7 protein-coding genes are annotated in these 10,881 nt (G+C 48.1%); all 7 read right to left on the reverse strand.

Annotated features, from left to right (window positions below):
* Positions 1-66: 66 nt before the first annotated feature.
* Positions 67-6,003 (reverse strand): N-6 DNA methylase, encoded by a 5,937-nt coding sequence (locus R2I50_RS10140; RefSeq protein ID WP_399552885.1) that lies wholly within the window; start codon positions 6,001-6,003, stop codon positions 67-69.
* Positions 5,928-6,284, reverse strand: a complete 357-nt coding sequence (locus tag R2I50_RS09495) for a TnpV protein (RefSeq protein WP_316608905.1) — start codon at positions 6,282-6,284, stop codon at positions 5,928-5,930. Before R2I50_RS09495 ends, R2I50_RS10140 begins: the two co-directional genes overlap by 76 nt.
* A gap of 838 nt (positions 6,285-7,122) precedes the next feature.
* Positions 7,123-8,085, reverse strand: a complete 963-nt coding sequence (locus R2I50_RS09500; protein WP_316608906.1) for a hypothetical protein — start codon at positions 8,083-8,085, stop codon at positions 7,123-7,125.
* Positions 8,078-8,296: a hypothetical protein gene (locus R2I50_RS09505; RefSeq protein ID WP_316608907.1), complete on the reverse strand. Its 219-nt coding sequence runs from the start codon at positions 8,294-8,296 to the stop codon at positions 8,078-8,080. Before R2I50_RS09505 ends, R2I50_RS09500 begins: the two co-directional genes overlap by 8 nt.
* 265 nt (positions 8,297-8,561) lie before the next feature.
* Positions 8,562-9,443, reverse strand: coding sequence for a ParB/RepB/Spo0J family partition protein (locus tag R2I50_RS09510; protein ID WP_316608908.1), 882 nt, complete (start codon positions 9,441-9,443; stop codon positions 8,562-8,564).
* Positions 9,394-10,221, reverse strand: coding sequence for an AAA family ATPase (locus R2I50_RS09515; RefSeq protein ID WP_316608909.1), 828 nt, complete (start codon positions 10,219-10,221; stop codon positions 9,394-9,396). The genes R2I50_RS09510 and R2I50_RS09515 overlap by 50 nt, the downstream gene beginning before the upstream one ends.
* 312 nt (positions 10,222-10,533) lie before the next feature.
* Positions 10,534-10,716, reverse strand: a complete 183-nt coding sequence (locus tag R2I50_RS09520) for a hypothetical protein (RefSeq protein WP_316608910.1) — start codon at positions 10,714-10,716, stop codon at positions 10,534-10,536.
* Between the last annotated feature and the right edge of the window lie 165 nt (positions 10,717-10,881).

Below are 10,881 nucleotides of genomic sequence, written 5' to 3' on the forward strand. Positions count from 1 at the left end.
ATATTTTCTTGATAATATATCAAGTGCAATTAACGGGTGCTTTTTGTCGTAATTGTCAGTTACGGCTTATGCACAACGTTTCGCACGGTTCTTGTAATAGTGGCTTTCGTCAATAAACAAGCGATCAACGCCGAGTTCTTCAAAGGTCACAACGTCATCCTTGCGGTCTTGTGCTTCGAGCTTTTCCAGCTTTGCTTTGATGGAACGGCGGCTCTTTTCAAGCTGTTTTACGGTAAAGTTATCCCCTCTGTTTCGGCTGAGCGATTCAATACCTTCGGTAATTTCCTCAAGCTGAGCCTGCAGCATCATGATCTGACGTTCTTGGCTGATAGGGATTTTTTCAAACTGCGTATGACCGATAATAACCGCATCATAGTCACCGGTGGCAATTCTGCCGCAAAAGCGGCGACGGTTCTTTCGCTCAAAATCCTTTTTGGTAGCGACAAGGATATTCGCCGCGGGATAGAGCTGTAAAAACTCTGCTGCCCATTGTTCGGTCAGGTGATTCGGCACAACGAACAGAGATTTGTTACACAAGCCGAGGCGTTTGCTCTCCATTGCTGCCGCTGCCATCTCGTAGGTCTTGCCCGCGCCGACCGCGTGTGCAAGCAGCGTATTTCCGCCGTAAAGGATATGTGCGACAGCGTTACGCTGGTGCTCTCTGAGTTCGATTTCGGGGTTCATCCCCACAAAGTCTATATGGGAGCCGTCATATTCTCTCGGTCGGGTATTATTGAATTTCTCGTTATACAAATTGCAAAGGCGTTCTCGGCGACCGGGGTCTGACCAGATCCATTCCTGAAACTGCTGTTTGATCTGCTCTTGCTTGGCAAGAGCGATAGCGGTTTCTTTTTTATTCAGAATAGCCTTCTTCTTACCAAAAGGATCTTCCTCGTAATCATAGATGCGAACGTCCTTCAGATTCAGCGTTTGCTCAATAATCTGATAGGCGTTGATCCTATCGGTGCCGTAGGTCTTATACGCTTTGACATTGGTGCGGTCATAGGTCTTGTTTTCCATATTCCACTCACCTGTGATAGGTGAATAGTGAACCTTCATCTTCCATCGGGCGTAGTAAGGGGTATCAAGAAGCTGGTATACAAAGTCCTGAACGTCCTCGACCGGCAGCCATGTCGCGCCGAGTCGGACGGAAATCTCAGAGGCTTTCAAGTCCTCCGGCTGAACCTTCCGTAACGCTTCCACATTAACAGCATAGTCCTGCGGATAGAGCTGTGCCGACTGAAAAGCGACCTTTAGCTTCTCACGGACATTACCGGACAGGTATTCGTCGCTGGTCAGATATTTCGCCTCGTGGTTGTTTCCAAAGCCATACAAAGGATTCAGAAAGATAACACCTTTCAGATCCTCATACAGTTTTTCTTCGGGCAGTCCAGACAGCTCTGACATAAAATCCATATCCACCCTTGCACGTTCCGCCATCGACACAGCAAGCGCCTCTGACGCAGTATCAACAGATGTGATCGGCTCATGCGGTCGGATGGTACGCTTGGTGAATATATCCGCCTTGCGCTCCAGATTGCCTTCTTCGTCGATCACCTCTAAGGATGAAATTAGCGAATAGGAGCTGTCCATCGAGAAAGCGGAGTTGTTGGCGCGGGAGTTGATTAGACCATACTTTTTCGTATAGTTATCATATAGGGTATTCAGCCGTCCCTGTTCTGCTTTGATCACATCATCGGGATAGTTCTCGGTCTGCATTTCAAGCAAGCGGCGAACGCTGTCGCGGATCGGGATCATACCCTTGATTCGATTCTGCGCCGTCGCGGACACATCGAACGGTGTCATTCGACTGTTCTCTCGAAAGTAGATCTTGCCGTCTACCAGTGTAAAGGAGAAGTTCCTGACACTTGGATCGGCGGGGATAGATAAATCTTCCTCCACATCCTCGTCCAGTTCGTAGTCGGTCACTTCACCGTGGATGTTGCTGACTGCTTCATCAAGAAGCTCGCCGAGGTCGGCGTTTTCATAAGGAATGCAATCGGCAGTCATGCCAAAGCGACCGGATACCATCTTCATGTCACCGAGTATCATATCGGGATGCTCGACAAAATAGCTGTTCATCGTGATACCGTTTGCGTCGGTATCCAAATGCACCCATGAAGGCTCAATGTCGATGATACGGTCACGCTTTTGGAGAATGAGTATGTCAGATACTACATCTGTACCCGCGTTACCCCTAAAGGTATTATTAGGCAAACGGATAGCACCGAGCAGATCGGCGCGTTGCACGATATATTTACGGACAGCGGGATTCTCCTTATCCATCGTACCGCGTGAGGTAACGAGTGCCATCACGCCGCCCGGACGGAGCTTATCCAGTGACTTGGCAAAGAAGTAATCGTGTATCATAAAGTGGTATTTATCATACCGCTTATCGGATACGCCGAAATCGCCGAAGGGGACGTTACCTACAACAGCGTCAAAGAAGCTATCGGGGATTTCCGCCTTTTCATACGGCTGTGCCGCTATGGAGCTTTTCTGATACAACTGCTGCGCGATTCCGGCTGAGATCGTGTCGATCTCTACGCCGAACACACGGCTGTCGTTCATGGAGTCGGGTAGCATACCGATAAAGTTACCGATACCGCAGGACGGCTCCAAGATATTGCCGCGCTGAAAGCCCATGTTCTCCATCACTTTGTAAACGGCGTTGATCACCACAGGCGGCGTGTAGAAAGCGGTCAGCGTACTGGCGCGAGCAGACGCGTATTCCTCGGGAGATAACAAGCCATACAGCTCTGTGAACTCGTTAGACCATGCATCATTGTGCTCGTCAAACGCTTCGGGGATACCGCCCCAGCCGACATACTGAGCAAGGATAGCTTGTTCCTCGGGAGTGGCAAAACGATTGTCAAACTGACACTCTTTCAGTACGCGGATTGCATCGGCATTCCTGCGAAAACGAGCCTTTTTGCCGACTTCCTCCAACTCAAAACGCTTGAGATCAAAGGTGTGCCGCTGAGACATCGGGATATCAGGGTGCAAGTCAAAGGTTTGTGCCTTTTCCCGCGGCTGACGTTCCCATGACGGTGTGATCTCATTCTCTTTTGCTCGCTGTTCTTCCAGCGCCCTGCGGACAAAATCCACCTTTTCCACACGATTGACAGGGAATCCTGTTTCACCTCTGAAGGTAAGATCCTCCATGCTGACATCGCCATAGGCATTCACCCTTTTTATCTCGAATTCGCGGTCATCAAGGGTAAGGCGCTGACCGATCAGGTCGCTGTTGGCTCCGTCCGGTTCATTCGGCGTTAAGTCGACTACGACAGATCGGAGGTTTACTTCTTCGGATTGTTCCTTTTCTTCCTGTGCTATCCTGTCCACGTCAGCCATCACCTGTTGAATGAATGGATTGTTGTTGAGCTTTTCTTCATCGACAAGCTGACCATTCACAATACCGGATTCAGCAAGGCGCTGACGGATAACACTGGGATCGACCTCATCAAGAAAATCATCCTCGTGAGTAGGATCGCTGTAAACCGTATGGACAACATCAGCAACATCTTCATCAGGTTCATAGAACGGCGCTGCTTCCTCACTGGAAAGGAAAGTCAAATCACCAAACTCAAGATTATTTAATGCATAATCAATAAGTCCCTGTAAGGAGTCATACTCTTCTGTACGGACAATCTGATTGTCCACCATGGTGACAATACGGAAGTTCTCAAGGTCAGCATAAGACTGGATTTCATGTAAACCATCCTCGGTTTCGGTATATGCCAAATTAACCTCGGACAGATTAGAATAATCTGCACCCTCACCACCGTACTCTCGCTGGCTAAACTCGTCAATGAGTTCTTTTGCACGGTCAAGCAGCATATCGTGCTCGTTGGCGAAAGGCGCATAATCAACAATGTCAATCGACTTGACAGCAGGGATGTTCATGAAAGGATAATCACCGACCATGCCATCTTTATCAGCATAGAGATAGACTTTTATCTCGTCGGCGATATCGCTTTCTTCCTGAATATCCTTTTTGAAAAGATACTCGCTGGTGTACTCCTGTATGTCATAGGTTTCACTGGCTCTGTTGATATACTCAACGCGGGCGATCACTCTTGACTGTCGGGGTTCTTCTTTTGAATCAGAGTTCAGGCGAATCATTTGATACTCGCCGTTTTCATCGGTACAAAGCACCAGATCATAGCCTCTGTCCATCAGCATATCTGTGAGCGCCTGCGTATGGTTGCGAGGGAATCCGCACATTGGGATTCGACTGCCATCGGACAATATGCGCTGAGTCGGCGTAACATTCAGCTCCTGTGCTATCTTAGGAACATCGTCGCCCATGATCTCCATAAACTCGCCCACACGATAAAGGACGATGCGGTTGGGGTTAGCCTCCTGAGCCTGACGGTAATCGTCCCACAGTTTATCGCTGAAGCTCTTATTTCCTTCGGATGGTGCCGCTTCTTTCGGCTCGTCCGTCTGCTCCACCAGAATGCGAAGATGATTATTCAGCGGGTTTTCCTGCACCTTTGCATCAAACTCGGCACGGGGCATTTCCTTATTGAACAAGGGGAAGTTCGGATCAAACAGCATAACGCGGTCATCGTCAATGGACAACAGCTCATAGGATGAAGCACCGATATACACTGTGTCGCCAAGGTGATACTGATACTCATAGGAGTGCTGAACCCCCTCATTTAGCAACCGTTCTTCGGGGGACATTTCCAACTCCATCTGACGGCGGCGTTCTTCCTCGCGGCGACGGTTTTCTCTTTCGGCTTCCTCTCGATAAACGTCCATTCTTTCGGACCAGATTGTATATGATTCCTTTTCATCTTCATTAAGATATCGATCAAGGCTTATCAGCTCTCGGATACGCTTTTCAACATAATTCCATTTGAGCAGTTGGTGCGGTCTATCCGGATCGAAACCTATACTCAGTGTAATGCCTTTTCCGTCGTGCATTTCGGAAATGCCGGTGTAGGCTACAGCACTTGAGCCGCCTCCGATACCGTATTCTTTCTTTAGAAAACGGATGTTTTCATCACGGGACAGGCTCTTTTGGAACTGTTCATATATCCGCATTTTACTCTGTTCGATATTACTGCCTCTTGTCAAAACATTGTCGATGATCTCCTGCGGAAAGACAAAAGCAGGAGCGTTGGCTCCTGCCGCGTCTGCCAGATATTGCAGCTGGCCGTCCTGCGATAACAGCGATTTGATATCGCTGCGCAGCATACCGAGCTTACGCATTGCGTCGAAATGACCGGCTACCGCGTTCCACCTGAGAAATCTTTGCCCTTCACGGCTGGGATAACGCCCTTTCCAGACAAGAACGCCGTTATCGTAGGTCTTGTAGCCGACACGGGTATCGTCAGCCAAGATAATCTCGGTGAAATCATTGTTGAAGATACTGCGGATATACTCGATTCGCCTGTCGGTATCGAATACACCTTCGAGATAAACGCCGATATCCTCAAGGCTTGCCCCGAGGTAGGGAGTGGTCGCAAAGATTTCATTGACAACCTCATCGACGCCGAAGAACGGATACTTTAATCTTTCTCCGTCTTCATCAAAAACGTCAAAGCGGGTGTCTCCACTGACAAAACGGTTATCGAGATCAAACGGTTCGAGGTTGTTGATTCGCTCCTCGACCGCTGCAACGATCAGGTCATACTGTTCGTTTATTTGTTCATCATTATCCCGACGATCATATGTCACGGAAAAATATTCTAACATCGCCCGCATAATTTCTGTATCATGCAGGTCATGCTCGATGCGGGCGACCACCACCGGGTCGGAACCGTCCTCAACCACTTCAAGCGGTTCTCCGTCAGTTTCTTCATAGAAGTTGATAATATAATCGGTCAGGTAATCGTAGATACGATCCGCCAATCCAAAGGTTGTAGATAAAGAAAGGGCAGACTCATCATCACGCTGAGTCTGCCCATCGGGGGTTATACGGTGTAGATCACCTTGTCCATCACGATTTCTCTCGCCGCCTGTCGGATGTTGTTCATCCGGCGTACCCATGTCATCTGATCCTGCGCCTTCAACTGCTCCGTCACGCCCTGATCCTGTGCCATCTGACGGATAAGATCGTTCTCCATCTTCAGCGCCGTCTGTTCGGTCTCGTACAGGTTCTCGATCAGCTTGCATTTCGTCAGGAGGTTGTAGTACAGGATCTTGTGATGCTCTTTCAGGAATCTGCGCCTCATCTGAGCGTACATCCCCAGCTCGACCTTCGGCTGTTCGGGTAAGGTCAGGTTGGGCAGATTGTAGTCGCCCTGTCTGGTGTAAGCTATCTCTGTCATGTTCAAGTCTCCTTTCGGTTTGTATTGTGTTATTATTGTATTCGCTTCTCTGCGGATTATCAAATGTGCGATTGGCTCTGTCAAGCGACAGAACGGTTTTTGCGATCTCGGACAGCGCCATTTCGGATATATCGCCGGTGGCGTATCCCAGCGCGTTCAATGCGTCCTCCGTATTGAAGTTGACGATATCTTTGAAATCCTCGTTGCTGTAATACAGGGATGTATCCACACCGAGACGCGTCATCAGCATATAGGCGACGCTGTGGGTAACGAGGTTATTATACATATACCGCGCCGTATCTTCGGCCAGTCCGTATAACAGGGTGTCGTCCATCACAAGCAGTAAATCTCCGACGTAATCGGGAACATTGTCCTCGACGGCATTATTTGCAGCACTGAGGATCGCTTCTTCAAGATTCTCCCTGTTTTCCAATGTGCCGAAGATACTTTCAAGGGTGTCGATGACATCCTCGGTGTACTCCTCACGCATATTCCAGATCGGGACCGGTCGGGATAAGCGGCTCTCATGCGTATCCGATATATCAAAATAATACTTCAATCGCTGAGAATTACGCTCCGCATCCTCAAATACCGCGATACCGTTAGCTCCTCGGTTGACCCATCTGCCGAACTGCTTATTCCACCGTTCTATTTCAAGAACAGCGGTAGCGTCGGGGCGCTGGGCAAAGACAAGGAGCTGCTCGTCAAATCGCAAACGATAGTTACGGCAAGCAGACTCCAGAAAATGGCGCCACACAACAGGATTGGTCATTGTTTTCGTCGTCTTGTCGTACATCTCGCTGAGAAGCTCATATTTTCTCGCCATCAGAACACCTCCTTATCGAGCGGTATCTCTGGCTCTGAAATTCTTGGGGATACCGTTCTCTTCATAGTTTTTCGGGTCGGCGGCAGGAACGTGCCAGCCGAACATGGAACCGCACTTCATCGCCTCCGACTGCGCTTTGGTAATGCCGTGCTTTTTGTTGTTGATGTCAACCATATCCAGCGCGTCTTGCTTATCGGAAAAGGTAATATCCATTTCCTTGTAACCCATTTCGCCTTTCGTTACAACGCCGATCTTATTCTCGGATTCTATGTAAACATAGGCTTTCTCGGGTAAAGACGCTCTGAGCGGTACAACCTTATACCCCAAATCCTCTATCATTTCCGCGAATTCACAGATATGACGGAGATTCGGACCGTATTCAAAATGAGAGTCATCAATATAGCGACATACATACCGAGCAGGAACATCCCTGACGGTGTAGGCATTCGGCTCGCCGCTGATAATGATCTCATCGCCGTCGGCAATTCTGAACTTTTCACGGTAATGCGGATCGATGAAGCGAATCCCACGCTTTGCCTGCTGGATATGACTGTCGAGCCAATCCTTGCGATAGCAGTAGCAATAGAGATTGTATTCTCCCTTATGCGGATTAAGTCGCATGAGATAGGCATGATCTCTGGTATTGACTCTCACACCAAAATCTCTGCCGGTTTCATAAGGCAGCGCGTTTTTACTGTCAAGGCAGAACCGTGTCAGCGTATCCCTGTCAGAAAGGTATTTGCCGTCCTTTCTGAGTGAATGGAGCAGTTCCGACAGTTCATTGCTGATTTCAGGCGTGTTCAGATCATTGCGAAAACAGTTCCAAGTAACCCAGAACTGATTTCCGTTTGTCCCCATATCCGCGCGAATATAGCCGACCAAGCCGGTCTGATTGGATATTTGTTGACTGTTCCGATAAGAATACAAGACCTCTTCGGGCTTCATGGGAATGATCTCATATCCTTCACTACTCATTCCGTTCACCTCCCGAAAGATAAGAATAGAGTTTGTTGTCTTTGGTGTGTTTTTGAAGCTGAGAAACAACGGCAAGATCCTGCATGGTAATGCCGGGGATTTGCAGAACAGAATCAAAGTTCAGATTCTGCAAGTCTTTTTCGGATGTGATGCCGTTATCAATCAGTTTCGCCATCGTTTTTGTTTTCTGCTGAAAGGTCATCTCTGCCATTTCAGCTCACCTCCTTGTGAATAATTTACTTCTTTCTGTGGTTTTTGATGGTAATGAACAGATATACGCCGAGTACCAGCGCAAAAATGATGATACCGATAATGGTTTTCACCTGATTCACCTCCTATGTTGGGATTATTACTCCTGCTATTCTGCCGCCTGCCTTTAAGAGATAATAATATATTAAATGAGATATAGTATTTCTCTTTCGGTAAGTAAGTGAGAGTAACAGGGGGTTAGAGTGTGAGAAAGGGGGAGCGGTAAATTACCGCGCGTCCCTGTTCGATTTGCGCGATTGCTCATGCTCACGGTTGTGCTTGCGATAAAACGCGATCGCCTCGCAGATGTAATCCTCCGTCTTATTCATCGGCAAGTCACGAGGCAAGAGCTTTCGCATACGCTCGCCGTTGAACACCATGCGTTCACGCTGATTAGCATGTGAGGGCGTACAGTCGTTGAGTTCAATATTCTCCAGCACATCCCTCTGAAAATCGACGTTGAGATAAGACAGTTCGACAGCAGGTCGCATCTTCATCTTGCCTTCATCCACCAACTGCAACAGTTCGGGGATAAGGTAGGTCAAGCGGATATAGCGGCGAACTTGCGTCTGACTATCTCCGCTTTGTTCGCCAATCAATTGTGCTGATTCTTTACCTTTTAACTTCCCACCCACTGGGTCGGAAGTTAAATCCGAACGTTCTCCCTGCCTATTAAGAGCATCCATCCGCATTTTATACGCAAACGCCTTCTCGCTGGGGAGTATGGACGATCGCTGAAAGTTACTCTCTACCATATAGACAGTCGCTTCATCACGGGTCAGATGTTTGACCTCTGAGCGCAGCGTATCCAACCCGGCAAGCTCACAAGCTCGCTTTCGGCGGTGTCCTGCTACGATCTCAAAGCGTCCGTCATCTTTGACGCGGAGTACCGCGGGCGTCATCACGCCGTGCTCTTTGATGCTTTTCACAAGCTGCAACATATCCTCATCATCACGGACTTGGAACGGATGATTGGGAAAGTCGTCGATCTCGGATAACGGAATATCTCTGATCTTATCGAGCTTCGCTTCGTCGCGCTCCTGCTGTGTTGAGAACAGATCATCGAGCGTCGGCAGTTCGAAATCGCTCTTTCGCCCTTTGCTTGTCATGCGCTAACACCTCCTTAGCGAAATCGGCGTATGCGACGGCTGCTTTACTGCTCGGCTCATAAGCAAAGATACTTTTGCCCTTGGACGCTACCTCGGCAGCTTTTACGGCAATCGGTATCTGGGCATTGTAGATTCGCAGACAGTTACCGAAATTGCGCCGGATCGCCTCCACCGTACTTTTGGCAAGATTGGTGCGATTGTCCACAATGGTCAACAAGATTCCGTCAATCGCCAACTCGGGATTGATGTGCGTCCTAATCTTCTCAACCGTCTGAAACAACTGTGTCATTGCTTTTGCCGATAAGTATTGCGCCTGAACGGGGATGATCACACTGTCTGCGGCGGTCAAGGCGTTCAGCGTCAACATACCAAGCGAAGGGCGGCAATCAATCAGAACATAGTCATAATTGTGCTTGACCTTGCTCAGATATGTTTTCATTACGCTCTCGCGGCTCATCGCTGTCACAAGATAGTTTTCGGTGGATTCCAAATCCATATTGGACGGCAGCAGATCCACACCCTCGGGGTGTTGGATGATGCCTTCATATGGATTGCTTCGCTCTTCCCGAACGACAGATATGAGTTTATTAGCGAGTATAACGCTGATATCATCGGCGTTATAGCCGAGGCAGGTAGTCAGATCGCCCTGCGGATCGGCATCGACGAGTAACACACGTTTTCCTTGATCAGCAAGTGCAACGCCGAGGTTGAGTGTGGTAGTCGTTTTGCCGACACCGCCTTTCTGATTACAGATAGCAATCGTTTTACTGTTTGGCATACGTTTTCCTCCTTCCTTTTTAGATTTGTATTTAACCCTTTCGGGGAATACACAGAAATTTATACTGCTTTCTAATAAAACAGCTTATCATCTGTTGCGTAAAATTCCGCATAACTGCGTTGTTGTCCTTGATAGGCGCCAGCCTATCGGCGTCCTCCGCCTTGTCCTGCGAAATTTTCCACTAACATCTGATTAAACCCTTTTATTAGAAATCAGTATTATTACGGTCAAAAAAGTACCGTAAACGCAAAAAAGAGCCCACTTCCTTTTGAATAAAGAAGTGAGCGCTGACTCATATACAATATTTGATTGTTAGGCGGTGTAAATCACCTTGACCTTTTTCTGCTTGGCACGGCTGAGCTTGATGAGAATCTCATCGATAGCGTCCGTGTAATGACCGGTGGCAATCAAGTCGTTTTTCTTGGCGATGAGGGCATCAATGATCTCCCTGTACTCGCCGTAGTCCATATAGAGATGATATTTCGGGTTTCTCATAACCTCAACCTCCTTTACAGCTTTATTATATATGTATACGACATAATTTGCTATTGTGCGATTTTTGGTGTTTAGGGTAAAATAAAAGTGCAGAGAAAGTGCTCCGGTTACAAAAATGATACGCTTAATAATTATTCATAGATATTCTCAGATTTCTCCCGAGCC

Origin of the sequence: uncultured Ruminococcus sp., from assembly GCA_902785355.1 — a bacterium.
Lineage (GTDB): Bacteria > Bacillota > Clostridia > Oscillospirales > Acutalibacteraceae > Ruminococcoides.

Bases quoted from the DNA above. Each gene is read 5' to 3' on its own strand.
- R2I50_RS10140 (WP_399552885.1), bottom strand. From the start codon at position 6,003: ATGGGTACGCCGGATGAACAACATCCGACAGGCGGCGAGAGAAATCGT.
- R2I50_RS09495 (WP_316608905.1), bottom strand. From the start codon at position 6,284: ATGACAGAGATAGCTTACACCAGACAGGGCGACTACAATCTGCCCAAC.
- R2I50_RS09500 (WP_316608906.1), bottom strand. From the start codon at position 8,085: ATGAGTAGTGAAGGATATGAGATCATTCCCATGAAGCCCGAAGAGGTC.
- R2I50_RS09505 (WP_316608907.1), bottom strand. From the start codon at position 8,296: ATGGCAGAGATGACCTTTCAGCAGAAAACAAAAACGATGGCGAAACTG.
- R2I50_RS09510 (WP_316608908.1), bottom strand. From the start codon at position 9,443: ATGACAAGCAAAGGGCGAAAGAGCGATTTCGAACTGCCGACGCTCGAT.
- R2I50_RS09515 (WP_316608909.1), bottom strand. From the start codon at position 10,221: ATGCCAAACAGTAAAACGATTGCTATCTGTAATCAGAAAGGCGGTGTC.
- R2I50_RS09520 (WP_316608910.1), bottom strand. From the start codon at position 10,716: ATGAGAAACCCGAAATATCATCTCTATATGGACTACGGCGAGTACAGG.